Source organism: Ottowia sp. (genome assembly GCF_047601385.1).
Taxonomy (GTDB): domain Bacteria; phylum Pseudomonadota; class Gammaproteobacteria; order Burkholderiales; family Burkholderiaceae_C; genus Ottowia.
This window is the reverse complement of record NZ_JASGJP010000001.1, coordinates 1,554,152-1,578,122: the sequence shown is the minus strand read 5'-3', so window position 1 is coordinate 1,578,122 and position 23,971 is coordinate 1,554,152. Positions and strand designations below refer to the sequence as shown.

General features: G+C 68.4%; 29 protein-coding genes and 1 tRNA gene. 21 read left to right on the top strand and 9 right to left on the bottom strand.

Features of this window, described 5'->3' with window-relative positions; all coding sequences use genetic code 11:
• The first annotated feature begins 38 nt into the window (after positions 1-38).
• Positions 39-818 (top strand): imidazole glycerol phosphate synthase subunit HisF, encoded by a 780-nt coding sequence (hisF, locus tag QM772_RS07690; RefSeq protein WP_415135153.1) that lies wholly within the window; start codon positions 39-41, stop codon positions 816-818.
• Between the two features lie 93 nt (positions 819-911).
• Here the strand turns inward: hisF and QM772_RS07685 are convergent, their stop codons facing one another.
• On the bottom strand, positions 912-1,340 hold the full coding sequence (locus QM772_RS07685; protein WP_415135151.1) for a polyhydroxyalkanoic acid system family protein: 429 nt from the start codon (positions 1,338-1,340) through the stop codon (positions 912-914).
• Between the two features lie 196 nt (positions 1,341-1,536).
• Between QM772_RS07685 and hisI the strand changes: the two genes are divergently transcribed.
• The 8 genes from hisI (at position 1,537) to tatC (ending at position 5,982) form a co-directional block, all read left to right on the top strand.
• Entirely contained in the window at positions 1,537-1,926 is a 390-nt protein-coding gene (hisI, locus tag QM772_RS07680; RefSeq protein WP_415135149.1) for a phosphoribosyl-AMP cyclohydrolase, read from the top strand.
• 5 nt (positions 1,927-1,931) lie between these two features.
• A complete protein-coding gene (locus QM772_RS07675; RefSeq protein WP_415135147.1) occupies positions 1,932-2,321 on the top strand; it encodes a phosphoribosyl-ATP diphosphatase in 390 nt (129 codons plus the stop codon).
• Positions 2,318-2,713, top strand: coding sequence for a DUF4870 family protein (locus QM772_RS07670; protein WP_415135145.1), 396 nt, complete (start codon positions 2,318-2,320; stop codon positions 2,711-2,713). The genes QM772_RS07675 and QM772_RS07670 overlap by 4 nt, the downstream gene beginning before the upstream one ends.
• The gene (locus QM772_RS07665) at positions 2,706-3,746 is read left to right on the top strand and encodes a patatin-like phospholipase family protein (protein WP_415135143.1); all 1,041 of its coding nucleotides are present in this window, start codon (positions 2,706-2,708) and stop codon (positions 3,744-3,746) included. The genes QM772_RS07670 and QM772_RS07665 overlap by 8 nt, the downstream gene beginning before the upstream one ends.
• Positions 3,743-4,111 carry a histidine triad nucleotide-binding protein gene (locus QM772_RS07660; protein ID WP_415135141.1) on the top strand — a complete coding sequence of 123 codons (369 nt, stop codon included), beginning with the start codon at positions 3,743-3,745 and terminating at the stop codon, positions 4,109-4,111. Before QM772_RS07665 ends, QM772_RS07660 begins: the two co-directional genes overlap by 4 nt.
• A 204-nt stretch (positions 4,112-4,315) precedes the next feature.
• The gene (gene tatA / locus QM772_RS07655) at positions 4,316-4,543 is read left to right on the top strand and encodes a Sec-independent protein translocase subunit TatA (RefSeq protein WP_415135139.1); all 228 of its coding nucleotides are present in this window, start codon (positions 4,316-4,318) and stop codon (positions 4,541-4,543) included.
• 97 nt (positions 4,544-4,640) lie between these two features.
• On the top strand, positions 4,641-5,126 hold the full coding sequence (gene tatB / locus QM772_RS07650) for a Sec-independent protein translocase protein TatB (RefSeq protein ID WP_415135137.1): 486 nt from the start codon (positions 4,641-4,643) through the stop codon (positions 5,124-5,126).
• A 55-nt stretch (positions 5,127-5,181) separates the two neighbouring features.
• Entirely contained in the window at positions 5,182-5,982 is an 801-nt protein-coding gene (gene tatC, locus QM772_RS07645) for a twin-arginine translocase subunit TatC (protein WP_415135135.1), read from the top strand.
• A 78-nt stretch (positions 5,983-6,060) separates the two neighbouring features.
• Here tatC and QM772_RS07640 read toward each other — a convergent pair whose 3' ends face one another.
• Entirely contained in the window at positions 6,061-7,215 is a 1,155-nt protein-coding gene (locus QM772_RS07640; protein ID WP_415135133.1) for a trypsin-like peptidase domain-containing protein, read from the bottom strand.
• Between the two features lie 106 nt (positions 7,216-7,321).
• Between QM772_RS07640 and QM772_RS07635 the strand changes: the two genes are divergently transcribed.
• Positions 7,322-8,101, top strand: coding sequence for a Nif3-like dinuclear metal center hexameric protein (locus QM772_RS07635; RefSeq protein WP_415135131.1), 780 nt, complete (start codon positions 7,322-7,324; stop codon positions 8,099-8,101).
• A 201-nt stretch (positions 8,102-8,302) separates the two neighbouring features.
• A complete protein-coding gene (gene pdxA / locus QM772_RS07630; RefSeq protein ID WP_415135129.1) occupies positions 8,303-9,328 on the top strand; it encodes a 4-hydroxythreonine-4-phosphate dehydrogenase PdxA in 1,026 nt (341 codons plus the stop codon).
• A 72-nt stretch (positions 9,329-9,400) separates the two neighbouring features.
• Here pdxA and mscL read toward each other — a convergent pair whose 3' ends face one another.
• Positions 9,401-9,814, bottom strand: coding sequence for a large conductance mechanosensitive channel protein MscL (gene mscL, locus QM772_RS07625; RefSeq protein ID WP_415135127.1), 414 nt, complete (start codon positions 9,812-9,814; stop codon positions 9,401-9,403).
• A 159-nt stretch (positions 9,815-9,973) separates the two neighbouring features.
• On the opposite strand from mscL, the gene petA reads away from it, so the two are divergent.
• The 6 genes from petA to QM772_RS07595 all read left to right on the top strand — a co-directional run bounded on the left by petA (position 9,974) and on the right by QM772_RS07595 (position 14,187).
• Positions 9,974-10,600: a ubiquinol-cytochrome c reductase iron-sulfur subunit gene (gene petA / locus QM772_RS07620; protein ID WP_415135125.1), complete on the top strand. Its 627-nt coding sequence runs from the start codon at positions 9,974-9,976 to the stop codon at positions 10,598-10,600.
• A 9-nt stretch (positions 10,601-10,609) separates the two neighbouring features.
• Entirely contained in the window at positions 10,610-12,055 is a 1,446-nt protein-coding gene (locus QM772_RS07615; protein WP_415135123.1) for a cytochrome b, read from the top strand.
• A gap of 22 nt (positions 12,056-12,077) precedes the next feature.
• Positions 12,078-12,845, top strand: a complete 768-nt coding sequence (locus QM772_RS07610) for a cytochrome c1 (protein ID WP_415135121.1) — start codon at positions 12,078-12,080, stop codon at positions 12,843-12,845.
• Between the two features lie 117 nt (positions 12,846-12,962).
• A complete protein-coding gene (locus tag QM772_RS07605) occupies positions 12,963-13,574 on the top strand; it encodes a glutathione S-transferase N-terminal domain-containing protein (RefSeq protein WP_415135119.1) in 612 nt (203 codons plus the stop codon).
• Between the two features lie 13 nt (positions 13,575-13,587).
• Positions 13,588-14,097, top strand: coding sequence for a ClpXP protease specificity-enhancing factor (locus QM772_RS07600; RefSeq protein WP_415135117.1), 510 nt, complete (start codon positions 13,588-13,590; stop codon positions 14,095-14,097).
• Between the two features lie 14 nt (positions 14,098-14,111).
• Positions 14,112-14,187 (top strand) — tRNA-Thr (locus QM772_RS07595).
• 12 nt (positions 14,188-14,199) lie between these two features.
• On the opposite strand, the gene QM772_RS07590 is transcribed toward QM772_RS07595, so the two are convergent.
• The gene (locus QM772_RS07590; RefSeq protein WP_415135115.1) at positions 14,200-14,508 is read right to left on the bottom strand and encodes a DciA family protein; all 309 of its coding nucleotides are present in this window, start codon (positions 14,506-14,508) and stop codon (positions 14,200-14,202) included.
• 218 nt (positions 14,509-14,726) lie between these two features.
• Here QM772_RS07590 and secA point away from each other — a divergent pair, with 218 nt between their 5' ends.
• From secA to QM772_RS07570, 4 genes are all read left to right on the top strand, one after another.
• Entirely contained in the window at positions 14,727-17,513 is a 2,787-nt protein-coding gene (gene secA / locus QM772_RS07585) for a preprotein translocase subunit SecA (protein ID WP_415135113.1), read from the top strand.
• 70 nt (positions 17,514-17,583) lie between these two features.
• On the top strand, positions 17,584-18,813 hold the full coding sequence (gene argJ, locus QM772_RS07580; protein ID WP_415135112.1) for a bifunctional glutamate N-acetyltransferase/amino-acid acetyltransferase ArgJ: 1,230 nt from the start codon (positions 17,584-17,586) through the stop codon (positions 18,811-18,813).
• Between the two features lie 54 nt (positions 18,814-18,867).
• Positions 18,868-19,746 carry an ATP-binding protein gene (locus QM772_RS07575; protein WP_415135111.1) on the top strand — a complete coding sequence of 293 codons (879 nt, stop codon included), beginning with the start codon at positions 18,868-18,870 and terminating at the stop codon, positions 19,744-19,746.
• Positions 19,743-20,192, top strand: a complete 450-nt coding sequence (locus QM772_RS07570; RefSeq protein WP_415135110.1) for an NUDIX domain-containing protein — start codon at positions 19,743-19,745, stop codon at positions 20,190-20,192. Before QM772_RS07575 ends, QM772_RS07570 begins: the two co-directional genes overlap by 4 nt.
• Positions 20,193-20,258: 66 nt before the next feature.
• Here the strand turns inward: QM772_RS07570 and QM772_RS07565 are convergent, their stop codons facing one another.
• The 5 genes from QM772_RS07565 to QM772_RS07545 are packed head-to-tail and all read right to left on the bottom strand — an operon-like array spanning position 20,259 to position 23,964.
• Positions 20,259-20,483 (bottom strand): DNA gyrase inhibitor YacG, encoded by a 225-nt coding sequence (locus tag QM772_RS07565; RefSeq protein WP_415139517.1) that lies wholly within the window; start codon positions 20,481-20,483, stop codon positions 20,259-20,261.
• The gene (gene zapD, locus QM772_RS07560) at positions 20,480-21,238 is read right to left on the bottom strand and encodes a cell division protein ZapD (RefSeq protein WP_415135108.1); all 759 of its coding nucleotides are present in this window, start codon (positions 21,236-21,238) and stop codon (positions 20,480-20,482) included. The genes QM772_RS07565 and zapD overlap by 4 nt, the downstream gene beginning before the upstream one ends.
• Before the next feature lie 25 nt (positions 21,239-21,263).
• Positions 21,264-21,881 (bottom strand): dephospho-CoA kinase, encoded by a 618-nt coding sequence (gene coaE / locus QM772_RS07555; RefSeq protein ID WP_415135106.1) that lies wholly within the window; start codon positions 21,879-21,881, stop codon positions 21,264-21,266.
• Positions 21,882-21,889: 8 nt separating this feature from the next.
• Positions 21,890-22,741, bottom strand: coding sequence for a prepilin peptidase (locus QM772_RS07550; RefSeq protein ID WP_415135104.1), 852 nt, complete (start codon positions 22,739-22,741; stop codon positions 21,890-21,892).
• Positions 22,741-23,964: a type II secretion system F family protein gene (locus QM772_RS07545; protein WP_415135102.1), complete on the bottom strand. Its 1,224-nt coding sequence runs from the start codon at positions 23,962-23,964 to the stop codon at positions 22,741-22,743. The genes QM772_RS07550 and QM772_RS07545 overlap by 1 nt, the downstream gene beginning before the upstream one ends.
• Positions 23,965-23,971 lie beyond the last annotated feature (7 nt).

Below are 23,971 nucleotides of genomic sequence, written 5' to 3'. Positions count from 1 at the left end.
GACCCAGGCGCTTGGCGCGCAAGACCGATAATCGCGCCATGCTCGCCAAACGCATCATCCCCTGCCTCGACGTCACCGGCGGCCGCGTCGTCAAGGGCGTCAACTTCGTCGAGCTGCGCGACGCTGGCGACCCGGTGGAGATCGCCGCGCGCTACAACGAGCAGGGCGCGGACGAGCTCACCTTCCTTGACATCACCGCCACCAGCGATGGGCGCGATTTGATCCTGCACATCATCGAGGCGGTGGCCTCGCAGGTGTTCATCCCGCTCACCGTCGGCGGCGGCGTGCGCACCGTCGATGACGTGCGGCGGCTGCTGAACGCCGGGGCCGACAAGACCAGCTTCAACTCCGCCGCCATCGCCAACCCGCAGGTGATCCGCGATGCGTCCAGCAAATACGGCGCGCAGTGCATCGTGGTGGCCATCGACGCCAAACGCCGCGTGGGCGACGAGGTGGCCGCGCGCGGCGAAGGCTGGGACGTGTACAGCCACGGCGGCCGCAAGAACACCGGGCTGGACGCCGTGGCCTGGGCGCGCCAGATGGCCGAGCACGGCGCGGGCGAGATCCTGCTGACCAGCATGGACCGCGACGGCACCAAGAGCGGCTTCGACCTGGCGCTGACCCGCGCCGTGGCCGAGGCGGTGCCGGTGCCCGTCATCGCCTCCGGCGGCGTGGGCAACCTCGACCACCTGGCCGACGGCGTGCAGACCGGCCTGGCCGACGCCGTGCTGGCCGCCAGCATCTTCCACTACGGCGAATACACCGTGGCGCAGGCCAAGCAGCGCATGGCCGAGCGCGGCATCGAGGTGCGGCGCTGACGCGCCCGGGTCAACCCGTTCCGGTGAGATAGGGTCCAGAGTCGGCCACGCCCTGCCGGCCCCGGGGCGTTCTTCAAGCCAGGATGGCGGCGCTCATTCCTTGCGCGCGCGGGGGGCGGGTTTCTTCGCGGCGGGTTTGGGGGCCGTCTTCCGGGCGGCCGGCTTCGCGGCCGCGGCCTCGCGCGGCGCGACGGCGCGCGCTGGCTTCTTCGCCACGGCTTTCCGGGGGGCGTGCTCTTGCAGTGCCTCGTCCAGCTCGCTGGCGATGCGCCGCTCCAGCATCGAGCGCAGGGTGATCAGCGGAAAGCGCAAGTCCAGCTGCACCTGCAGGAAGCGGGCGTTGACCACCACCCAGCCCGCCACGCCGGGGCCGCTGACGGCTACCTGATCGTCCTTCGCGCCTTCCTCGTAGCGGCACCGCAGGCTGAAGTCGCTCTCCAGCTTGCTTGTCCAGCGGCGGGCGATCTGCCGGGCCAGCGGCAGTCCCAGGGCGTGTCGGCGTTCGATGTGGATGTCGGGCATCGTGGTCTCGCTCCTGGTGATGGCCGCGCTGGATGTGGCGCGGCAGGCGGCCATTGTGGCGCCATCGGCACCCCGTCGAGCGCCCTGCCCAAAAAATTCATGGCGAAAACTGCCGCCAGCGCCCGCCTGACAAGCGCCAGAAGCTATTGAAAGAGTAGCGCATGTCCAGAGGATGCGAATCGCCGACAATGCCGCCATGAACTGGCTGGACCAAGTCGCATGGGACGCGCAGGGCCTGGTGCCCGTGATCGCGCAAGAGCAGGGCACGGGCGACATTCTCATGTTCGCCTGGATGAACCGCGAGGCCCTCGCCAAGACGGCCGAACTGGGCCGGGCGGTGTACTGGAGCCGCTCGCGCGGCAAGCTGTGGGCCAAGGGCGAGGAGTCGGGCCACGTGCAGCAGGTGCACGAGATCCGCATCGACTGCGACAACGACGTGGTGCTGCTCAAGGTCACCCAGCTCGGGCACGAGCCCGGCATCGCCTGCCACACCGGGCGCCACAGCTGCTTCTACAGCGTGCTGAAGGACGGCCGCTGGCAGCCCGTCGATCCGGTCTTGAAAGACCCGGCGAGCATCTATAAATGAGCGCCATGTCCACGCAAGACACCCTGGCGCACCTCACCGCCGTCATCGAAAGCCGCAAGCCCGCCGTCGGCGGCGACCCCGACAAGAGTTACGTCGCCCGCCTGCTGCACAAGGGCCCGGACGCCTTCCTCAAGAAGATCGGCGAGGAGGCCACCGAGGTGGTGATGGCCGCCAAGGACGCCGAGCACGGCGGCCCGCGCGAGAAGATCGTCGCCGAGATGGCCGACCTGTGGTTCCACGGCATGGTGGCGCTGGCGCACTACGGCTTTACCGCCGCCGACGTGGTGGCGGAACTGGCGCGCCGCGAGGGACTCTCAGGCATCGAGGAAAAGGCGCTGCGCAAGGTGCGCGAGCGCGAGGCATCGGAAGCCAAGCCCAAAGGAACAGACGCATGAACGACAGGACCATCATCGACGCGGAGCCCGTGCAGCGCCGGGCCGACGACTCGCTCAAGACCTGGGGCTGGGTGAGCTACATCCTGCACCTGATCGTGGCCGTGGCCGCCGTGGTGCCGGGCGCGCAGGTGAGCGTCGCGCTGCTCATCATCGCGCTGGTGATGGACATCGTGAAGAAGGACGATGCCGCCGGCACCTGGCAGGAAAGCCATTTCAAGTGGCGCATCAGCACCGTGCTGTGGGCCGGCGTGCTGTACGTGGTCACCTTCCCGCTGTTCCTGCTGCTCTACCTGCCGGGCGCCATCGCCTGGGCGGTCATCTCCATCTGGTTCCTCTACCGCATCGTCAAGGGCATGGTGCGCATGAACGCCGGCCGGCCCGTCGATGCCTGAGGCGGGCGCCCGGCGCGTCAACCTGGCCCTGCAGGGCGGCGGCTCGCACGGCGCCTTCACGGCCGGCGTGCTCGACGCGCTGCTGGAGGACGGGCGCCTGGCCTTCGAGGGCGCCAGCGGCACCAGCGCCGGTGCCATGAACGCCGCCGTGCTGGCGCACGCGCTGGCCAAGGCGCACGAGCAGGGGCGGGACGACGCGGCCGCGCGCGCCGCCGCCCGCGCCGCGCTGCGGCGTTTCTGGGACGGCGTGGGCCTGCTGGGCAATTTCGCCGCCGGCGTGCCGCTGCCGGCCGCGCAGGCGTTCGCCGCGATGTTCACGCAATGGCTGTCGCCCGCGCAGGCCAACCCGCTGGGGCTGAACCCGCTGCGCCAGCTGTTGCAGCGCGAGGTGGACTTCGCCCGTCTGGCCCGCCAGCGCCTGCTCAAGGTCTTCGTTACCGCCACCAACGTGCGCACCGGGCGCGGCGAGGTGTTCAGCGGCGAGCGCCTGTCGGCCGACGCCGTCATGGCCTCGGCCTGCCTGCCGACGCTGTTCCGCGCCGTCGAGATCGAGGGCGAGCACTACTGGGACGGCGGCTATTCCGGCAACCCCGCCATCTACCCGCTGATCTACGAGACGAAGAGCGCCGACGTGCTGCTGGTGCAGATCAACCCGGTCGAGGCGCCTTTCAACCCCGGCGCCAGCGCGCCCGAGATCATGGAGCGCGTGAACGAGATCACCTTCAACGCGCCGCTGCTGGCCGAGATGCGCGCCATCGAGTTCGTCAGCCGCCTGCTGGCCGAAGGCCGGCTGGACCCAGGGCGCTACAAGAACATCCTGCTGCACCGGGTGGATGGCGGCGCCGCCATGGCCGAGTTCGGCGCCGCCAGCAAGTCGCGCGCCGACGGCGCCTTCATCGCCCGCCTGTACGATCTGGGGCGCTCCGCCGGCCACGCCTGGCTGCAAGCCCATGCAGGCGACGTGGGCGTGCGCTCCAGCCTGGAGAAGGTGGCGCGCCACAAGACCAACCCACTGCCCCAGTCCCAGCCATGACCGCACCCGCACACGACCCCGACTGCGTCTTCTGCAAGATCGCCGCCGGCCAGATCCCCTCGAAGAAGGTCTATGAGGACGAGGAAATCCTCGCCTTCCACGACATCGCCCCCTGGGCGCCGGTGCACTTCCTGCTGATCCCCAAGGCGCACATTCCCTCTTTCGCGCAGATCGGCCCCGAGCACGCGGCGCTGATGGGCCGCATCATGACCCTGGCCCCCAGGCTGGCGCTGGAGCAGGGCTGCCGGCCGTACCCGGAAGGGGGCTTCCGCGTCGTCGTCAACACCGGCGCCGATGGCGGGCAGGAGGTGCACCACCTGCACGTGCACGTCATGGGCGGGCCGCGCCCGTGGGCGCGCGGATGAGGTCAGCCGCCTAGAATCGACCGGCCACGCCGCTTTCGTGCGGCGCAAGGAGTGCGCATCATGGATTCGTTTTCCCTCTGGCACTGGCTGATCGCCCTGGCGCTCGTGGCCCTCATCTTCAGCACCAAGTACTTGAAATGAAGTCGGCCGTCTAAAATCGATCAATCGCGCCGCTGCTTTCGTGCGGCGCAAGGAGTGAGCATCATGGGTTCTTTTTCCATTTGGCACTGGGCGATCGTGCTGATCATCGTGGTTCTGGTGTTCGGCACCAAGAAGCTGAAGAACCTGGGTTCCGACCTGGGCGGCGCGGTCAAAGGTTTCAAGGACGGCATGAAGGACGGCACGGCCGATGCCGACAAGTCGGCCGAGCAGGTTACCAACGCCAGCGCCGCCAAGGACACCATCGACGTGCAGGCCAAGGAAAAGAGCTGATGGCTCTTTTCCGGTTGAGCGTTCAGCGTCGTGCGTTGAGCGTGCTTCCGGGTGGTTTCCCCCCTGAACGCTCAACGCCGAACGCTCAACCTCTCTCATGCTAGACCTCGGCATTTCCAAGATGGCGCTGATCGGCGCCGTGGCGCTGATCGTCATCGGCCCCGAGAAGCTGCCGCGCGTGGCCCGCACCGTCGGCACGCTGCTGGGCAAGGCGCAGCGCTACGTGGCCGACGTCAAGGCCGAGGTCAACCGGGCCATGGACCTGGACGAGCTGAAGAAGATGAAGGCGTCGGTCGAGGAGGCCGGCCGCGAGGTCGAGCAGAGCATCCACGCCACCAAGGCCGACTTCGAGAAGGAGTGGAGCGACGCCACCGCCGGGCTGGAAGGAACCTCTTCCGACGCCGCCGCCGAAACCCCGGCCTGGACGCCGCCGCCGCCCGAATACCGCCGCCCCGGCAAGAACTGGCGCCTGAAGCGCGGCGCCACCCCGCAGTGGTACAAGGCGCGCCACGGCGTGCGCCGCCAGGTGCAGTCGGGGGCGGCGCGCGTGGCCCGCTTCCGGCCGAAACGGCCCGGCGCCTGAGCGCGGCTGCGGCGCTGCCGCGGCACCGGCGCGGCTGGGCGACAATCCCCTTCCCATGAGCGACCCCAAGCAAGACCCCGAGGACGAACTGGCCGGCACCGAGCAGCCCTTCGTCGCGCACCTGATGGAACTGCGCGACCGGCTGATCAAGGCGATGGTGGCCATCGGCCTGGTGGCCGGCGTGCTGGCTGTGTACCCGGGGCCAGGCCAGCTCTATGATTTCCTGGCCGCGCCGCTGGTGGCGCACCTGCCGGAGGGGGCGACGCTGATCGCCACTGACGTGATCACGCCCTTCATGGTGCCGCTGAAGATCCTGTTGATGGCGGCCTTCCTGATCGCGCTGCCGGTGGTGCTCTATCAGGTGTGGGCCTTCGTCGCGCCAGGGCTGTATTCGCACGAGAAGAAGATGGTGCTGCCGCTGGTGGTGTCCAGCACCATCCTGTTTTTCGCCGGGGTGGCGTTCTGCTACTACTTCGTGTTCGGCAAGGTGTTCGCCTTCATCCAGCAGTTCGCGCCCAAGTCGATCACCGCAGCGCCTGACATCGCGGCCTACCTCAGCTTCGTGATGACCATGTTCCTGGCCTTCGGGCTGGCGTTCGAAGTGCCGATCGCGGTCGTCGTGCTGGCGCGCCTGGGCGTGGTCACGGTGGAGCAGCTCAAGAGCTTCCGCGGCTACTTCATCGTGCTGGCTTTCGTCGTCGCCGCCGTGGTCACGCCGCCCGACGTGGTGTCGCAGCTGGCGCTGGCCATCCCGATGTGCCTGCTGTACGAGGTGGGGATCCGCGCCGCCGCGCTGTTCATCCGGCACACCAAGGCGCCGGAGGACGAGGACGAAGCCGAGGCGGCCAAGCCCTGAGCCGCCTCGATGATTTCAAGCCAAATCGGCCTCCAGCGCCCGCCAGCCGTGCGCTGGCAGCTATCAATTAAATAGTATTCAGCGCTGCTGCTGCGCGCGTGGGCGCGGCCGTTGCGCGGGCGTGACGCTGGTCTGCACCGGCTCGCCGCGGCGGTCCAGCGCGAAGGGCGCGGCCTCGCCCGGCGCCAGGGCGGCGATGCGCGTGAGCAGCTCCGACACCGTGCGCACCGGCTGCCCGCCGACCTGCGTGATCACGTCCCCGGGCCGGATGCCGGCGCTGGCGGCCGGGCCGCCGTTGAACACGCCGGTGACGATCGCGCCCTCGGCCGCCTTGATGCCGAAGGTCTGCACCAGCTCGGGCGTCAGCTCGCCCGCCTCCACGCCGATCCAGCCGCGCACCACCTGGCCGTTCTTCACGATGCTCTCCATCACCTGCTTGGCGGTGGAGACGGGAATGGCGAAGCCGATGCCCATGCTGCCGCCCGAGCGCGAGTAGATGGCGGTGTTGATGCCCATCAGGTTGCCGTTGATGTCGGTCAGCGCGCCGCCCGAGTTGCCGGGGTTGATGGCGGCGTCGGTCTGGATGAAGTTCTCGAACGTGTTGATGCCCAGCTGGTTGCGCCCCAGCGCGCTGACGATGCCGCTGGTCACCGTCTGCCCGACGCCGAACGGGTTGCCGATGGCCAGCACCTGGTCGCCCACCAGCAGCGCGTCGGAGTTGCCCAGCGTCATCACGGGCAAATTGCCCAGGTCGATCTTCAGCACCGCCAGGTCGCTCTCGGGGTCGGTGCCGATCACCTTGGCCGTGGCGCGGCGCGCGTCCTGCAGCACCACCTCGATGGCGTCGGCGCTCTCCACCACGTGGTTGTTGGTCAGCACGTAGCCCTCGGGGCTCATGATCACGCCCGAGCCCAGGCCGGACTGCTGCTGCTGCCCGGCCTGGTCGCCGAAGAAGAAGCGGAACCACGGGTCGTTGCGCTGCGGGCCGCGCACGGCGGTGCTGGTGTTGATGCTCACCACCGCCGGCGCCGCCTTGCGCACCGCGCCGTTCAGGCTGCCCGGCGCCGGCGTGCCCGGCGGCGCGCTGGGCGCCTCGATGATCGAGATGCTGCCGGTGCTGCCCGGCTGCACGCGGCCGCGGTCCAGCCACTCGGGCTTGAGCGTCAGCGCGACGAAGTACGCCGCCACCAGCACGGTGACAGTCTGGGCGAACAGGAGCCAGAGGCGTTTCATGGGATGGGGCGGATCCTTGCGCGGCGCGCGGGGTTGCGGTGCGAAATTGTAGGAGCCGCCCGCCGCGCCGGCTGTAGGAGCGGGGCGCTTGGCCGACAATCGGCGCATGCCCACGCCGAACCCACCCGCCGCCGGCCGCGCCGAACTGCTGGCCGCCTTCGACGCCGAGCTGCAACCCGAGCGCTTCAAGGACTACGGCCCCAACGGCCTGCAGGTGGAGGGCAAGCCGCGCATCGGCAAGATCGTCAGCGGCGTCACCGCCAGCCGGGCGCTGATCGATGCCGCCATCGCCGCCGGCGCCGACGCCATCTTCGTGCACCACGGCCTGTTCTGGCGCGGGCAGGACGGGCGCGTGGTGGGCTGGATGAAGGAGCGCCTGAAACGCCTGCTGGCGCACGACATCAACCTGTTCGCCTACCACCTGCCGCTGGATGCGCACCCCACGCTCGGCAACAACGCGCAGCTCGGCCTGCGGCTGGGGCTGGCGGCCGAAGAGCGCTTCGGCGAGCAGGACCTGGGCTTCATCGGCCGGCGCGCCGATGGTGCGTCGTTCGCCGACGCGGCGGAACTGGCGCGCCATCTGGAATATGTGCTGAATCGGCCCGTAACGCAGGTGGGACAATCGCCGACAGCTATTGAAAAGATAGCTTGGTGCACGGGCGGCGCGCAGGGCTACTTCGAGGCCGCGATCGCCGCCGGGGCGCAGGCTTTCATCACCGGCGAGATCTCCGAGCCGCAGGCGCACCTGGCGCGCGAGTGCGGCGTGGCCTTCTTCGCCTGCGGCCACCACGCCACCGAGCGCTACGGCGCGCCGGCCATGGCGGCGCACGTGGCGGCGCAACTGGGCATCGCGCACCAGTTCATCGAGATCGACAACCCGGCATGAGTGTTATGCCCACACGTTGCACAAGCCCCTCTCCCCTGGCGGGAGAGGGGTGGGGGAGAGGGGGGAGGTCCAGGCGCCACGCTGGCCTCACGTGCACACATGTGCCGCTACCCCCTCTCCCCAGCCCTCTCCCACGAGGGGAGAGGGAGTGGCCTGGTCCTTCATGCGCTGTGGTCGGCGCGCAGCGCTTTGAGGACTGAGATGGATCTGCCCATCGCCATCACCCTGGGCGACCCGGCCGGCATCGGGCCGGAGATCATCGCCAAGGCGTTCCGCGACGCGCCCGAGGCCGTGCGCGGCTGCTTCGTGGCCGGCGACGTGGCCACGCTGCGGCGCGCCGCCGCCATCGTGCGGGGCGCGGGCGGCGTCGACCTGCCGGTGGCCGAGATCGCCGCGCCGGCCGAGGCACTCGATGCGCCGCCGCGCTGCGTCCCGTTGCTTCAGGTGGTGCCGCCGGCCGCGCCGGTGCCGCCGGGCCGCGTCAGCGCCGAGGCGGGCCGCATCGCCGGCGACTGCGTGGCCTGGGCCGCCCGCGCCGCGCTGCGGGGCGAGATCGGCGCCATGGTCACCGCGCCGCTGCACAAGGAGGCGCTGGCCGCGGCGGGCGCGCCCTATGCCGGCTTTCCCGGCCACACCGAACTGCTGCAGGCCGAGGCCGCGGCCCACCTGGGCAAGCCGTTGGCCGAATTGCCCGTGCGCATGATGCTGGCCAACGACGAGCTGCGCACCGTGCTGGTCAGCATCCACCTGCCGCTGCGCGAGGCGATCGACAAGGTAACCGCAGGCAACATTCTGGAAACGCTGCGAATCACGCACCGATCCGTTGGCGCCGCGCTACAGCGGCCGCCGCGCATCGCCGTCGCCGGGCTGAACCCGCACGCGGGCGAGGGCGGCCTGTTCGGCCGCGAGGAGCTGGAGGCCATCGCCCCGGCGGTGGCGCGCGCGCGAGGCGAGGGCATCGACGCGCACGGCCCTTTCGCGCCCGACACGGTGTTCATGCGCGCGCGCGCCGGCGAGTTCGACGTGGTGGTGGCCATGTACCACGACCAGGGCCTGATCCCGGTGAAATACCTCGGCGTGGAGCAGGGCGTGAACGTCACGCTGGGCCTGCCCTTCGTGCGCACCAGCCCCGACCACGGCACCGCGTTCGACATCGCCGGCACCGGCCGCGCGCAGGCCGGCAGCTTGCTGGCGGCAATCCGCATGGCGCGCCGGCTGATGGCCTGATTCATCCATAAAAAACGCCCGCAGTGCAATGCTGGCGGGCGCTGGAAGCTATCTTTATGATAGCTATGGTGGTCAGCGCTTGAGGCTGTCGCGGATCTCGCGCAGCAGCTGGATGTCCTCCGGCGGCGCCTCGGGGGCGGGCGCGGGCTCTTCCTTCTTCAGGCGGTTGATCTGCTTGACCATCATGAAGATGATGAACGCCAGCAGGATGAAGTTGACCAGGATGGTGATGAAGTTGCCGTAGGCGAACACCGCGCCCGCTTTCTTGGCTTCTTCCAGGCTCAGGCCGGCGGCCTGCCCGGCCAGCGGCAGGTAGTAGCTGGAGAAGTCCAGCCCGCCGAAGATCTTGCCGACGATCGGCATGATCAGGTCGCCGACGATCGAGTCAACGATCTTGCCGAACGCGCCGCCGATGATCACGCCGACCGCCAGGTCCATCGCGTTGCCCTTGACCGCGAACTCGCGGAACTCTTGCATCATTCCCATGTGATTTCCTCTGCTCCGAGGTGTTGAAGACGGCGTCAGTATTCCCGTTGCTTGACCGATGTCAATCCCACGGCCGCGGCCCCTCCGGGCGCGTGGTTGCGCTCCGCTACAATTCTTCGTTGACCCGCGTGAACAAGAGAAAAATCTCAGAGGATCGCCATGAGTGACGCCCCACCCAGTACCTTCACCCCCGCGCCGCTGGACAGCAGCAAGCGCACATGGCTCCTCGCTTCAGGTTGCGCCGGCGCCGCCGGCGCCGTCGCCCTGGCCACGCCTTTCGTCAGCAGCTTCGCCCCCTCCGAGCGCGCCAAGGCCGCCGGCGCGGCCGTCGAGGTGGACATCGCCGCCCTGAAGCCGGGCGAGAAGCTCACCGTCGAATGGCGCGGCAAGCCAGTGTGGATCGTGCGCCGCACGCCCGAGCAGCTGGCCTCGCTCAAGCAGGCCGATGCCGAGGTGGCCGACCCGCTGTCCAAGCGCAACGCCTTCCCCACGCCCGAATACGCCCGCAACGAAACCCGCTCGCGCCAGGACCACAAGGAGGTTCTGGTGGTGATCGGCATTTGCACCCACCTGGGCTGCTCGCCGGTGGACAAGCTCCAGACCGGCCCCCAGCCGTCGCTGCCCGACAATTGGCAGGGTGGCTTCTTCTGCCCCTGCCACGGCTCCACCTTCGACCTGGCGGGCCGCGTGTTCAAGAACAAGCCGGCGCCGGACAACCTGGAGGTGCCGCCTTATGTGTTCCTGTCCGAGAACAAGCTGTTGATCGGCGAAGACAAGCAGGCATAAGAGGCGGACATGGCTGAATTCAAGGAAATCTCCCCCAACGCCGCGCTGGGCGCCAAGCTCGGCAACTGGTTCGGCAACCGCTTCCCGACGGCCGGTGCGGAATACCGCAAGCACATGTCGGAGTACTTCGCGCCGAAGAACTTCAACTTCTGGTACTTCTTCGGCTCGCTGGCGCTGCTGGTGCTGGTGATCCAGATCGTGACCGGCATCTTCCTCGTCATGCACTACAAGCCCGACGCGGCCAAGGCCTTCGAGTCGGTCGAGTACATCATGCGCGACGTGCCGGGCGGCTGGTTCATCCGCTACATGCACTCCACCGGCGCCTCGGCCTTCTTCGTGGTGGTGTACCTGCACATGTTCCGCGGGCTGCTCTACGGCAGCTACCGCAAGCCGCGTGAGCTGGTGTGGGTCTTCGGCTGCGCCATCTTCCTCTGCCTGATGGCCGAAGCCTTCATGGGCTACCTGCTGCCCTGGGGCCAGATGTCGTACTGGGGCGCGCAGGTGATCGTGAACCTGTTCTCCGCCATCCCCTTCATCGGCCCCGACCTGGCGCTGCTGATCCGCGGCGACTACGTGGTGGGCGACGCCACGCTGAACCGCTTCTTCGCGTTCCACGTCATCGCCGTGCCGCTGGTGCTGATCGGCCTGGTGGTGGCGCACCTGCTGGCGCTGCACGACGTGGGCTCCAACAACCCCGACGGCATCGAGATCAAGAAGGGCCCCAAGGGCAACCGCTGGTCGCCCGACGCGCCGGCCGACGGCATTCCGTTCCACCCCTACTACTCGGTGCACGACCTCATGGGCGTGGGCGTGTTCCTGATGGTGTTCTTCGCCATCGTGTTCTTCGCGCCCGAGGTCGGCGGCTACTTCCTCGAATACAACAACTTCATCCCGGCCGACCCGCTGGTGACGCCGGCGCACATCGCCCCGGTGTGGTACTTCACGCCCTTCTATTCCATGCTGCGGGCCACCACCGACACCATGGTCAACGTGCTGTGCGTGATCATCGCGCTGGCGGCGGTGCTGGCCTTCCTCAAGGTCAAGGCAGCCACGGTCATCCGCGGCGCGCTGCTGGTGGTGGCTTTGGTGGCGATCGCCCTGCTCAAGACCTTCGACGCCAAGTTCTGGGGCGTGGTGGTGATGGGCGGCGCGGTGATCCTGCTGTTCTTCCTGCCCTGGCTGGACCGCAGCCCGGCGCGCTCGATCCGCTACCGCCCCGACTGGCACAAGTGGCTGTACGTGGTGTTCGTGATCTGGTTCATCATCCTCATGGTGCTGGGCATCATGGTGCCGGGCCCGATCTTCGGCCACCCGTCGCTGAGCTGGCTGACCAATGAACTGGTCGCCATGGTCGGCACGCTGTTCTATTTCGGCTTCTTCCTGCTGATGCCCTGGTGGAGCCAGTTGGGTACGCCCAAGCCCGTGCCCGACCGCGTCACCTTCACGCCGCACTGAAGAAAAAGCTGGAGAGAACACGATGAAAGCCTGGAAGAAACTGGTCTTCAGCCTGGTGCTGGCCGTGGGCCTCGGCGGCGGTGCCCATGCCGCCGGCGGCGGCATCGCCTGGGACAAGGCGCCTGCCAACACCACCGACCTGGCCTCGCTGCAAAACGGCGCCAAGATCTTCGTCAACTACTGCCTCAGCTGCCACTCGGCCGCGTTCATGCGCTTCAACCGGCTGCAGGACATCGGCCTGACCGAGCAGCAGATCAAGGACAACCTGCTGTTCACCACCGAGAAGGTGGGCGACACCATGCGCGCGTCCATCGACCCGCTGCAGGCCAAGGCCTGGTTCGGCGCCAACCCGCCCGACCTGACGCTGATCGCGCGTTCGCGCGCCGGCGCCGGCGGCACCGGCGCCGACTACGTCTACACGCTGATGCGTGCCTACTACCGCGACGGCACCAAGCCGACGGGCTGGAACAACCTCGCGTTCCCCAGCATCGGCATGCCTAATCCGCTGTGGCAGTTGCAGGGCGAGCGCAAGCCGCTGTTCGAGACCCGCGAGGATCACGGTCACGAGGTCCACGCCTTCACCGGCCGCTGGGAGCAGGTCAGCCCCGGCACCATGACGCCGCTGCAGTTCGACCAGGCCGTGGGCGACCTGGTCAACTATCTGCAGTGGATGGGCGAGCCGGCGCAGAACAAGCGCGTCAAGATCGGCGTCTGGGTGCTGCTGTTCCTGCTGCTCTTCACCCTCCTCGCCTGGCGCCTGAACGCGGCGTACTGGAAGGACGTCAAGTAGGCGCTCAGTTGCTCAATCTGCACCAGGTTGGTGCGGATTTGCTATTTGCCGAGTGGGTTTGCGACAATGCGGCCCACTCTTTTCGTTTCTGATCCCGTCCTTTAGGAAATCCCCAACATGATGGTTCTGTACTCGGGTACGACCTGCCCTTTCTCTCACCGCTGCCGCTTCGTCCTGTTCGAGAAAGGGATGGATTTCGAGATCCGCGACGTCGATCTCTACAACAAGCCCGAGGACATCAGCGTGATGAACCCGTATGGCCAGGTGCCGATCCTGGTCGAGCGCGACCTCATCCTGTACGAGTCGAACATCATCAACGAGTACATCGACGAGCGTTTCCCGCACCCGCAGCTCATGCCTGGCGACCCGGTGGACCGTGCGCGCGTGCGCCTGTTCCTGCTCAACTTCGAGAAGGAACTGTTCGTGCACGTCAGCACGTTGGAAAGCCGCGCCGGCAAGAGCAACGAGAAGGCGCTGGAGAAGGCGCGCGGCAACATCCGCGACCGCCTGACCCAGATGGCTCCCGTGTTCCTCAAGAACAAGTACATCCTGGGCGAGAGCTTCTCCATGCTCGACGTGGCGCTGGCGCCGCTGCTGTGGCGGCTGGACTACTACGGGATCGACCTGTCGAAGAACGCCGCGCCGCTGCTCAAGTACGCCGAGCGCATCTTTTCCCGCCCGGCCTACATCGAGGCGCTGACGCCCTCCGAGAAGGTGATGCGCAAGTAAGGCGGCCGCCACGATGATGAACGCGCTCGAATCCACGTCCACGCGCCCGTACCTGATACGCGCGCTGTACGAGTGGTGCACCGACAACGGGCTGACGCCCTACATCGCGGTGCTGGCCGATGACACCGTTCAGGTGCCGCGCGAATACGTGCAGAACGGCGAGATCGTGCTGAACGTCAGTTTCGACGCCACCAGCGCGCTCAAACTCGGCAACGAGTTCGTCGAGTTCAAAGCCCGCTTCGGCGGCGTGGCGCGCGAGATCATCGTGCCCATCGACCGGGTCATCGCCATCTACGCGCGCGAAAGCGGGCAGGGCATGGCCTTCCCGGTCCCCGTGCCTGCCGCCTCGGATGGCGGTGCCGAGGGCGCCGGGGACGAGGCGCCCGCCGAGGGGGCCGAGCCGGCGGCGGCCGGGCGCGGCCCGATCCAGCTGGTGCCGCAGGCCGGCGCCGGCGACGAGGATGCGCCGACCGATCCGCAGCCGCCCAAGCGCAAGCGGCCCGCGCTCAAGGTAGTCAAGTAAGATCGCGACCCCGAGCCGCCTTAGCTCAGTTGGTAGAGCACCCGCCTTGTAAGCGGTAGGTCGTCAGTTCGAATCCGACAGGCGGCACCATTCCCCGGGTTTTCAGCCCGCGCGCATCACCTTGATGCGAATCGCGCCGACCGGGCGGCCGGCGGCCCGTAGGCATTCCAGCAGTGCAGGCGCCAACTGGCGCAGTTTGGCCGCCGCGGCGTTGTGAGGCACCAGCAGGTACCAGCTTTCTTCTTCGATCGGCCCTGGGCGCACGAGTTCGCGCAGCCCTGGGGGCAGCAGCGGCTGCACGGCCCGCAGCCGCGCCGCCGATTCGGCGGCCATCTGACTCAGGCGCGCGAGCGTGGGCGCCTGCTCCACGGCGCTTTGTAGACTGACGGCGGGGCGCTTCGACGAATTCACGAACCTGCCCGGTGAGGGTGCGATGCCATGCCTGCATTATCCCGGCCGTGGAACGCGGCGCGCTAAAATACGCAGTTGCGTCGCAGAGCGCCGGCGGGCTGCCGGGTGCGACTTGTTTCCCGTGGTGCAGCGCCCATCTTTGCACCACATCGACCGTTTACAGGACTGCCGGCCATCGATCAGCACGCCAGAGGGCGCGGCGGTGGCGGCAGCTAGGCATGGCAACCAATTTCCTCACCAAGTTTTTCGGCAGCCGCAACGACCGCCTGCTCAAGCAGTACCGCAAGACCGCGGCGCGCATCAACGCGCTCGAACCCGAATTCGAGAAACTGAGCGACGACGAACTGCGCGCCAAGACGCAGGAATTCCGTGACCGCGTGGCCAAGGGCGAGACGCTGGACCAGCTCCTGCCCGAGGCCTTCGCCGTGGTGCGAGAGGGCTCCAAGCGCGTGATGAAGATGCGCCACTTCGACGTGCAGCTCCTCGGCGGCATGGCGTTGCACGAGGGCAAGATCGCCGAGATGCGCACCGGCGAGGGCAAGACGCTGACCGCCACGCTGCCGGTCTACCTGAACGCGCTCTCCGGCCAGGGCGTGCACGTGGTGACGGTGAACGACTACCTCGCCAACCGCGACGCGCAGTGGATGGGGCGCCTGTACAACTTCCTGGGCCTGTCGGTCGGCGTGAACCTGCCGCAGATGGCGCGCGAGCAGAAGCAGGCCGCCTACGGCGCCGACATCACCTACGGCACCAACAACGAATACGGCTTCGACTACCTGCGCGACAACATGGTCTACGAGCCGGTCGACCGCGTGCAGCGCAAGCTGAACTACGCCATCGTCGACGAGGTGGACTCGATCCTGATCGACGAGGCCCGCACGCCGCTCATCATCAGCGGCCAGGCCGAGGACCAGACGGCGCTGTACCTGGCCATCAACAAGGTGGTGCCCCTGCTCACCCGGCAGGAGGGCGAGGCCGACCCGCGCACCGGGCTGGGGGTGATCAAAGCGGGCGACTTCACGGCGGACGAGAAGTCGCACCAGGTGGTGCTGACCGAGCAGGGCCACGAGAACGCCGAGCGCATCCTGGCCGAGGCCGGCCTGATTCCGGCCGGCGCCAGCCTGTACGACCCGGCCAACATCGCGCTGATGCACCACCTGAACGCGGCGCTGCGCGCGCACCACATGTACCACCGCGACCAGCATTACGTGGTGCAGCAGGGCGAGCGTGGCGCGGAGATCGTCATCGTCGACGAGTTCACCGGCCGCCTGATGACCGGCCGCCGCTGGAGCGACGGCCTGCACCAGGCGGTGGAGGCCAAGGAAGGCGTGACGATCCAGGCCGAGAACCAGACGCTGGCCTCCATCACCTTCCAGAACTACTTCCGCCTGTACGGCAAGCTGGCCGGCATGACGGGCACGGCCGACACCGAGGCCTACGAGTTCCAGGAGATCTACGGCCTGGAGACGGTGGTGATCCCGCCCAACAGGCCCAGCAAGCGCGACGACCAGCTCGACCGCGTCTACAAGACCACCAAGGAGAAGTACGACGCCGCCATCGCCGACATCCGCGAATGCTTCGAGCGCGGCCAGCCGGTGCTGGTGGGCACCACCTCGATCGAGAACTCCGAGCTGATCTCGCAGCTGCTGCAAAAAGAGAAGCTGCCGCACCAGGTGCTGAACGCCAAGCAGCACGCCAAGGAGGCCGACATCGTGGCCCAGGCCGGGCGGGCGAAGATGATCACCATCGCCACCAACATGGCCGGCCGCGGGACCGACATCGTGCTGGGCGGCAACGTCGAGAAGGCGGTGGAGGCGGTGGAGGCCGACCCGGCGCTGGACGAAGCCGCCAAGCAGGCGCGCGCGCGGGAGCTGCGCGCGCAGTGGCAGAAGGATCACGAGCAGATCAAGTCGCTCGGCGGCCTGCGCATCATCGCCACCGAGCGGCACGAGAGCCGCCGCATCGACAACCAGCTGCGCGGCCGCTCCGGCCGCCAGGGCGACCCGGGTTCCTCGCGCTTCTACCTGAGCCTGGACGATCCGCTGATGCGCATCTTCGCCGGCGACCGCGTGCGCGCCATCATGGACCGCCTGAAGATGCCCGAGGGCGAGGCGATCGAGGCCGGCATCGTCACCCGCAGCATCGAGAGCGCGCAGCGCAAGGTCGAGGCGCGCAACTTCGACATCCGCAAGCAGCTGCTCGAATACGACGACGTGTCGAACGACCAGCGCAAGGTGATCTACCAGCAGCGCAACGACATCCTGGACGCGCAGGACCTGACGGCCCAGATCACCGCCCTGCGCGAGGGCTGCTTCAACGACCTGGTGCGCCAGTACGTGCCGGCCGAATCGGTGGAGGAGCAATGGGACATCCCCGGCCTGGAGAAGGTGCTGGCCGAGGAGTGGCAGATCGACCTGCCGCTCAAGCAGGAGGTGGAAGGCTCCAGCGCCATCACCGACGAGGATGTGGCCGAGAAAGTCGTGGCCGCCGCCAACCAGGCCTACGCCGCCAAGCTGGAGCTGGTGGGCCCGGAGAACTTCCGCCAGTTCGAGCGCGCCGTGCTGCTGCAGGCCATCGACCTGCACTGGCGCGAGCACCTGTCGGCGCTGGACTACCTGCGCCAGGGCATCCACCTGCGCGGCTACGCGCAGAAGCAGCCCAAGCAGGAGTACAAGCGCGAAGCCTTCGAGCTGTTCGGCCAGTTGCTCGACATCGTGAAGAACGAGGTCACCCGCACGCTGATGACGGTGCGCATCCAGTCGGGCGACCAGGTGGAGCAGGCCGCCGAGCAGATGGAGCAGCGCGGCGAGCACGTGACCAACGTGACCTACACCGCGCCCAACGAAAGTGGCGAGGCCGAGGTGACGCCCGAGGCCGGCCTGCGCGGCGCCGCCGCCGCTGGCGCGCTGGGCGGCGCGGCGGCGGTGCCGCGCGTCGGCCGCAACGACCCCTGCCCCTGCGGTAGCGGCAAGAAGTACAAGCAATGCCACGGGGCGCTGAGCTGACCCGCTGCGCACGCCAGGCAACGGGCTGCGGCCCGTTTTGCTTTTTCCCGATCCCACAGGAGCCTCCACCATGCCCGTGAACCTCTCCGCCCCCGAGGCTTCCCAGCTGTTCCCCGTCGCCGGCGTGCGCATCGGCGTGGCCGAGGCGGGCGTGCGCAAAGCCGGCCGCAAGGACGTGACGGTGTTCCTGCTGGATGAAGGCGCCAGCGTGGCGGGCGTGTTCACGCAGAACCGCTTCTGCGCCGCGCCGGTGCAGGTCTGCCGCGAGCGCTTGCAGGCAGGGCAGCCGATCCGCGCGCTCGTCGTCAACACCGGCAACGCCAATGCCGGCACGGGCGAGGACGGCCTGAAGCGCGCGCGCCAGACCTGCGACGCGCTGGCCGCGCTGCTGAAGATCCGGCCCGAGCAGGTGCTGCCGTTCTCCACCGGCGTCATCATGGAGCCGCTGCCGGTGGAGCGCATCGCCGCCGGCCTGCCCGCCGCCATCGCCGACGCGCAAGCCGGCCACTGGGCGCGCGCCGCCGAGGGCATCATGACCACCGACACCGTGCCCAAGGCGTTCAGCGCCAGGGCGGTGGTCGGCGGTGCCGAGGTCACCGTCACCGGCATCAGCAAGGGTGCCGGCATGATCCGCCCCAACATGGCGACCATGCTGGGCTTCATGGCCACCGATGCGCGCGTCGATCCGGCCGTGATGCGGCAGCTCGCACTGGAGCTGGCCGAAGGCTCGTTCAACCGCGTCACCGTCGATGGCGACACCTCCACCAACGACTCGTTCGTCGTCATCGCCACGAACAAAGCGGCCCATGCGCCCGTCACCGCGCTGGACTCGGCCGACGGCCAGGCGCTGAAGGCGGCCATGCTGGACGTGGCGCGGCAGCTCGCCCAGGCCATCGTGCGCGACGGCGAGGGCGCCACCAAGTTCATTACCCTCCAGATCGAGGGTGGCCGCACGGCGGAAGAATGCCGGCGCGTGGCCTACGCCATCGCGCACTCGCCGCTGGTCAAGACCGCGTTCTTCGCCAGCGACCCCAACCTGGGCCGCATCCTGGCGGCGGTGGGCTACGCCGGCATCGACGACCTCGACCAGACCAAGATCGACCTGCACCTGGACGACGTGCACGTGGCCGTGCAGGGCGGCCGCAACCCCGCGTACCGCGAGGAAGACGGCCAGCGCGTGATGAAGCAGGCCGAGATCACCGTGCGCGTCAACCTGGGCCGCGGCACGGCGGCCGACACCGTGTGGACCTGCGACCTGAGCCACGACTACGTCAGCATCAACGCCGATTACCGGTCCTGATAGCTCTTGATTCAATAGCTGCTGGCGCTTGCTGGACGGGCGCTGGAGGCCGAAATGAACGAAAAATTCGAACACCTCATCGAGCGCGCCGAGCAGCTCATCGCCCGCATCGAATCCGTGCTGCCGCAGCCGCTGGGCGCGCCCGACTGGTCGCAGGCCGTGGCCTGGCGCTACCGCAAGCGCGCCTCCGGCCATGGCGTGCTGGAGCCGGTGCGCCACGTGGGCGCGATGCAGCTCGCCGACCTGAAGGAGATCGACGCGCAGAAGGACAAGATCGAGCGCAACACGCGCCAGTTCGTCGAAGGCCGGCCGGCCAACAACGTGCTGCTGACCGGCGCGCGCGGCACCGGCAAGTCTTCACTCATCAAGGCCTGCCTGAACGCCTATGCGCCGCAGGGCCTGCGCCTGATCGAGGTGGACAAGGCCGACCTGACCGACCTGCCCGACATCGTGGACGTGGTGGCCAGCCGGCCGGAGAAGTTCATCGTCTACTGCGACGATCTCAGCTTCGAGGAGGGCGAGCCGGGCTACAAGGCGCTCAAGAGCATCCTCGACGGCAGCGTGGCCGCCAGCACGCCCAACGTGCTGGTCTACGCCACCAGCAACCGGCGCCACCTGCTGCCCGAGTACATGAAGGAGAACCTCACCTACACCCACACCGCCGACGGCGAGGTGCACCCCGGCGAGGTGGTGGAGGAGAAGATCTCCCTGTCCGAGCGCTTCGGCCTGTGGGTCAGCTTTTACCCCTTCAGCCAGGACGAGTACCTGGCCATCGTCGCGCAGTGGCTGGGCGCGCTGGGCGCCAACGCGGCGCAGATCGAGGCCGCGCGGCCGGCGGCGCTGGTGTGGGCGCTGGAGCGCGGCTCGCGCTCGGGCCGCGTGGCCTACCAGTTCGCGCGCGACTTCATGGGCCGCGCGGCGGGCGAAGTGTGAGCGTTCTCCAGGCCGACCCGCACCTGCGGCGCGAGGGCGGCGCCGAGCGCCCCGCGGTGGATGTGGCCGTCGGCGTGCTGCTGCGGCCGGGCGGCGGCTTTCTGCTGACCTCGCGGCCCGAGGGCAAGGTCTATGCCGGCTACTGGGAGTTCCCGGGCGGCAAGCTGGAAGCGGGCGAGAGCGTGGAGCACGCGCTGGCGCGCGAGCTGCACGAGGAGCTGGGCATCGGCGTGGACCCGGGCGCCGTGCGGCGCTGGCGCGAACAACTGGTGGACTATCCGCACGCGCTGGTGCGGCTGCACTTCTGCAAGCTGCATGCGTGGCGCGGCGAGTTGCAGATGCGCGAAGGCCAGCGCTTCTGCTGGCAGCACCTGCCCGTGCAGGTCGGCCCCGTGCTGCCGGGCGCGCTGCCGGTGCTGGAGTGGCTGGCGGAAGAAGCGCGCTGAAGCTATTAAATTAATAGCTGATGGCGCTTGACTGGCGGGCGCTGGAGGGCGATTTGGCTTGAAAGTCTACTGAAGCCGCGCATCCGGCGGCAGGCCGTCGATGCCCTGGTCGGGCTCGGCCTCCATGCGGAAGCTCTCGCTGGCCCAGGCGCCCAGGTCGTGCAGTTTGCAGCGCTCGCTGCAGAAGGGGCGGAAGCGGTTGTCCGGCGCGTACAGGCTGGGGCCGCCGCAGGCCGGGCAGCGCACGGTGCGCGGCGGGCGGGCGGGTGGTGTGCTGCCGCCGCCGTTCATGCCGTGCACAGGGCCAGCTCCATCGGCGCGTCCTCGCGCGCCGCGTGCAGCTTGCCGTCGGCCTCGTGCCGCATCAGGCGCACCGAGGCCATCAGGCGGTTGCCGCTGATCTCGGGTACCAGGTTCAGCGATTCGTCGATGCGCAGGCGCAGCAACTGGAAGCTGCGACCCTGCGGCAGCGTCTGCTGGAAGTGGCCGCCGACCGCCATCACCTTCTGCGGGTGCCCGGCTTCGCGCAGGATTTGCAGCAGCAGCGCGATGGCGCGCGCCATCGGCCCCAGAGCGCTGGCCCAGTGTTCCAGGTCGGCGCGGCGCGCGCCCGCCTGGCGGTGCTGCCAGGCGTGGTAGGCCGGCAGGTCGAACGAGCAGGTGCCCGCCGGGATGACGACGCGGCTGCGCACGGCCATCAGCCATTCGTTGTCGAGCAGCTCGTGCCCCGGCTTGCCGAGCTGCTGGCTGAGCTGGCCGAAGGCGTCTTCCAACTGGCCCAGCACGGCGTCGAGCGATGCCTCGGAGATGGCCGGGTTGCCGCGAAAGGCGGCCATGTGGGTCTTCTGCTTGTCCAGGTCCTTCAGCACGTCGGACTTCAGGTCGGCGCGGCTGGTGACGTCCATCACTTCGAAGATGGTGACCAGGGCGAAATGGTGGTCCAGCGGGGCCTCGCGCGGCATCAGCAGGGCCAGCCGGCCGAACAGGTGCTCCAGCCGCAGGTAGGTACGGATGCGCTCGTTGAAGGGGTATTCGTACAGGATCACGCGGCGGGCCTCGGAGTCGGGCGCATCATAGCCCGAAGCGCGTGGCCAGCTCCCGTACCTGTTGTTGCAAGGCGTGCAGCGTGACGCCGTTGCCGTTGGCGACGACGATGTCGGCCGCCGACAGCCGCTCGGCGCGCGCGGCCTGGGCCCGCAGCACGCGCTCGACCTCCTCGCGCGGCAGGCCGTTGCGCGCCTGCACGCGCGCGATCTGGGTGTCTGGATCGCAATCGACCACCAGCACGCGGTCCACGCGGCTGCGCCAGCGCGCGCCGGATTCGACCAGCAGCGGCACGTCGAACACGATCATGGGCCGGCCCTCGACCACGGCCTGGCGGGTCTGCCGGTCGGTCTCCTGGGCGACCAGCGGGTGGACGATGGCCTCCAGCCGCGCGCGATGGCCGGCATCCTGGAACACCAGGGCGCGCATGGCGGCGCGGTCGAGCGCGCCGTCGCGGCCGATCAATTGCGGGCCGAAGGCGGCCGCGATCGCGGGCAGGGCGCTGCCGCCGGCGGCGGTGGTGGCGCGCGAAATGGCGTCGGCGTCGATCACGGCCGCGCCGCGCTCGGCGAATATCGCGCTCACGGTGCTCTTGCCGCTGCCGATGCCGCCCGTCAGCCCCAGCAGGAAGGGCGGCGCTTGCATGGGCGGGCTTACAAGCCGATGGCGCGCAGGATCGACTGCGGGCCGAAGATCATCGCGGTGATTCCTGCCATCGCCAGAAACGGCCCGAAAGGCACGACGCCACCCTCGCGCAGCGAGCTCATGAGCTTCAGCGCGATGCCGACGATGGCGCCGATGACCGAGGCCATCAGGATGATCGGCACCAGCGCCTGCCAGCCGAACCAGGCGCCCAGCGCGGCGAACAGCTTGAAGTCGCCGTAGCCCATGCCTTCCTTGCCCGTGGCCAGCTTGAAGGCCCAGTACACCAGCCACAGCGACAGGTAGCCGCCGATGGCGCCCCACACCGCGTCAGGCAGCGCCACCCCCGTCCAGCCGAGCATGGCCGCGATCAGGCCGGCCCAGAGCAGCGGCAGCGTCAGATCGTCGGGCAGCAGCGTGGTGTCCCAGTCGATCAGTGTGAGCGCCACCAGCACGGCGGCAAACAGGCACCAGGCCCCGGCAGTCCAGGTCCAGCCCCAGCGCCAGGCGCACCAGGCGAACAGCAGGCCGGTGGCCAGCTCGACCACTGGGTAGCGCGGGCTGATTGGCGTCTTGCACGACGAGCAGCGCCCGCGCAGGAACAGGTAGCTGGCAATGGGGACGTTCTCGTACCAGCGGATGGCATGGCCGCATTGCTGGCAGCGCGAGCGGGGCACGAGCAGATTGAATTTCTCCTCGGTCGCACCGGCGGGCGCGGGCTGCCCGCTCACCTCGGCGCAGTCGGCCGCCCACTGGCGCTCCATCATCTTTGGCAGGCGGTAGATGACGACGTTCAGAAAGCTGCCGATGAGCAGACCGAACAGGCCGCCCAGCGCGGCCTGCATCCAGGCGACTTCGGGCATCAGACGACCTGGCCCAGCTTGAAGATCGGCAGGTACATCGACACCACGATGCCGCCGATGATTGTGCCCAGTATGACGATGATGATGGGCTCCATCAGGCTCGACAGGCCGGCGACCATCTCGTCGACCTCGGCCTCGTAGAAGTCGGCCGCCTTGCCCAGCATGTGGTCGAGCGCGCCGGATTCCTCGCCGATGGCCGTCATCTGGAGCACCATGCTCGGGAAGATGTTGGCGTTGGTCATGGCCGCCGTCAGGCTGGTGCCGGTGGACACCTCCTGCTGGATTTTGTCCGTCGCCTTCTGGTAGACGGAGTTGCCGGCCGCGCCACCGACCGAGTCCAGCGACTCGACCAGGGGCACGCCTGCCGCGAACATGGTGGACAGGGTGCGCGTCCAGCGCGCAATGACCGACTTTTCGATCAGGTCGCCGAAGATCGGAATCTTCAGCAGTAGCCGGTCCATGAACATCTGCATCTTCTCGTTGCGCTTCCAGGCTTGCAGGAAGAAGTAGGTGCCGAAGATCAGCACGCCGAAGATCAGCCACCACCACTGCACGAAGAATTCGCTCATGGCGATCACGAACAGCGTGGGCGCCGGCAGGTCGGCGCCGAACGAGGTGAACACCTCCTTGAACGCCGGGATCACGAAGATCATGATCACCGCCACCACGACGAAGGCCACGATGATCACCGCCACCGGGTACATCAGCGCGGACTTGATCTTGGACTTGATCGCCTCCGTCTTCTCCATGTAGGTGGCCAGGCGGTCGAGCAGGCTTTCCAGGATACCCGCCGCCTCGCCGGCCTCAACCAGATTGCAGTACAGGCTGTTGAAGTAGATCGGGTACTTGCGGAACGCGGCGGCCAGCGAGGTGCCGGTCTCGATGTCGGCGCGGATGTCGTTCAGCAGCTTGGTGACGCTGGCATTCGGGTTGCCGCGGCCGACGATGTCGAACGACTGCAATAGCGGCACTCCAGCCTTCATCATCGTCGCCAGCTGGCGGGTGAAGATGGCGATGTCCTTGGGCTTGATCCGCTTGCCGGAGCGCATGCGCCGCTTCTTGATCTTCGTGACGAAGATGCCCTGCCGCCGCAGGGTGGCCTGGACTTGGTTCACGCCGGAAGCCCGCGTGTCGCCGCGGACGATCTTGCCGTTGCGGTCCTTGCCTTCCCACTCGAAGACATACTCTTTAACGCCCTTGGCGCTTGCCACCTGGGTTGCCATAGCTGGT

What these genes read in the sequence shown, in the direction of transcription:
- hisF (WP_415135153.1), top strand. Translation starts at nt 39, where the DNA reads ATGCTCGCCAAACGCATCATCCCCTGCCTCGACGTCACCGGCGGCCGC.
- QM772_RS07685 (WP_415135151.1), bottom strand. Translation starts at nt 1,340, where the DNA reads ATGCCCGACATCCACATCGAACGCCGACACGCCCTGGGACTGCCGCTG.
- hisI (WP_415135149.1), top strand. Translation starts at nt 1,537, where the DNA reads ATGAACTGGCTGGACCAAGTCGCATGGGACGCGCAGGGCCTGGTGCCC.
- QM772_RS07675 (WP_415135147.1), top strand. Translation starts at nt 1,932, where the DNA reads ATGTCCACGCAAGACACCCTGGCGCACCTCACCGCCGTCATCGAAAGC.
- QM772_RS07670 (WP_415135145.1), top strand. Translation starts at nt 2,318, where the DNA reads ATGAACGACAGGACCATCATCGACGCGGAGCCCGTGCAGCGCCGGGCC.
- QM772_RS07665 (WP_415135143.1), top strand. Translation starts at nt 2,706, where the DNA reads ATGCCTGAGGCGGGCGCCCGGCGCGTCAACCTGGCCCTGCAGGGCGGC.
- QM772_RS07660 (WP_415135141.1), top strand. Translation starts at nt 3,743, where the DNA reads ATGACCGCACCCGCACACGACCCCGACTGCGTCTTCTGCAAGATCGCC.
- tatA (WP_415135139.1), top strand. Translation starts at nt 4,316, where the DNA reads ATGGGTTCTTTTTCCATTTGGCACTGGGCGATCGTGCTGATCATCGTG.
- tatB (WP_415135137.1), top strand. Translation starts at nt 4,641, where the DNA reads ATGCTAGACCTCGGCATTTCCAAGATGGCGCTGATCGGCGCCGTGGCG.
- tatC (WP_415135135.1), top strand. Translation starts at nt 5,182, where the DNA reads ATGAGCGACCCCAAGCAAGACCCCGAGGACGAACTGGCCGGCACCGAG.
- QM772_RS07640 (WP_415135133.1), bottom strand. Translation starts at nt 7,215, where the DNA reads ATGAAACGCCTCTGGCTCCTGTTCGCCCAGACTGTCACCGTGCTGGTG.
- QM772_RS07635 (WP_415135131.1), top strand. Translation starts at nt 7,322, where the DNA reads ATGCCCACGCCGAACCCACCCGCCGCCGGCCGCGCCGAACTGCTGGCC.
- pdxA (WP_415135129.1), top strand. Translation starts at nt 8,303, where the DNA reads ATGGATCTGCCCATCGCCATCACCCTGGGCGACCCGGCCGGCATCGGG.
- mscL (WP_415135127.1), bottom strand. Translation starts at nt 9,814, where the DNA reads ATGGGAATGATGCAAGAGTTCCGCGAGTTCGCGGTCAAGGGCAACGCG.
- petA (WP_415135125.1), top strand. Translation starts at nt 9,974, where the DNA reads ATGAGTGACGCCCCACCCAGTACCTTCACCCCCGCGCCGCTGGACAGC.
- QM772_RS07615 (WP_415135123.1), top strand. Translation starts at nt 10,610, where the DNA reads ATGGCTGAATTCAAGGAAATCTCCCCCAACGCCGCGCTGGGCGCCAAG.
- QM772_RS07610 (WP_415135121.1), top strand. Translation starts at nt 12,078, where the DNA reads ATGAAAGCCTGGAAGAAACTGGTCTTCAGCCTGGTGCTGGCCGTGGGC.
- QM772_RS07605 (WP_415135119.1), top strand. Translation starts at nt 12,963, where the DNA reads ATGATGGTTCTGTACTCGGGTACGACCTGCCCTTTCTCTCACCGCTGC.
- QM772_RS07600 (WP_415135117.1), top strand. Translation starts at nt 13,588, where the DNA reads ATGATGAACGCGCTCGAATCCACGTCCACGCGCCCGTACCTGATACGC.
- secA (WP_415135113.1), top strand. Translation starts at nt 14,727, where the DNA reads ATGGCAACCAATTTCCTCACCAAGTTTTTCGGCAGCCGCAACGACCGC.
- argJ (WP_415135112.1), top strand. Translation starts at nt 17,584, where the DNA reads ATGCCCGTGAACCTCTCCGCCCCCGAGGCTTCCCAGCTGTTCCCCGTC.
- QM772_RS07575 (WP_415135111.1), top strand. Translation starts at nt 18,868, where the DNA reads ATGAACGAAAAATTCGAACACCTCATCGAGCGCGCCGAGCAGCTCATC.
- QM772_RS07565 (WP_415139517.1), bottom strand. Translation starts at nt 20,483, where the DNA reads ATGAACGGCGGCGGCAGCACACCACCCGCCCGCCCGCCGCGCACCGTG.
- coaE (WP_415135106.1), bottom strand. Translation starts at nt 21,881, where the DNA reads ATGCAAGCGCCGCCCTTCCTGCTGGGGCTGACGGGCGGCATCGGCAGC.
- QM772_RS07550 (WP_415135104.1), bottom strand. Translation starts at nt 22,741, where the DNA reads ATGCCCGAAGTCGCCTGGATGCAGGCCGCGCTGGGCGGCCTGTTCGGT.
- QM772_RS07545 (WP_415135102.1), bottom strand. Translation starts at nt 23,964, where the DNA reads ATGGCAACCCAGGTGGCAAGCGCCAAGGGCGTTAAAGAGTATGTCTTC.